Origin of the sequence: Paraburkholderia sp. SIMBA_030, assembly GCF_046535245.1 — a bacterium.
Classification (GTDB): Bacteria; Pseudomonadota; Gammaproteobacteria; order Burkholderiales; family Burkholderiaceae; genus Paraburkholderia.
This window is the reverse complement of record NZ_JAWRXB010000631.1, coordinates 1-269: the sequence shown is the minus strand read 5'-3', so window position 1 is coordinate 269 and position 269 is coordinate 1. Positions and strand designations below refer to the sequence as shown.

General features: G+C 62.1%; 1 protein-coding gene. It reads right to left on the bottom strand.

The window, feature by feature from the left end:
* On the bottom strand, positions 1-269 hold a 269-nt coding region (locus SB772_RS41485; RefSeq protein ID WP_410838708.1), incomplete at both ends, for a carbon starvation CstA family protein.

The following is a 269-nucleotide window of genomic DNA, read 5'->3' as shown; positions in this document are numbered from 1 at the left end:
GATGTCCTTGGCCGGGGCCAGTACCTGGCCGGCGTCCAGCGCAGTGCTGTACTTCTTGGCCAGGGCCAGGAAGCCAACGGCCGGGTTCGGGTCGAACAGCTTGATCAGGCCTGCGGCAGTGGTACAGATCAGCAGCCACACGGCCGGCACCAGGGTGACCCAGATGTAGCGCTGACGCTTCATCTTGATCAGCACCACAGTACCGAGCATCAAGGCGATACCGGCCAGCATCTGGTTGGAGATGCCAAACAGCGGCCACAAGGTGTTGA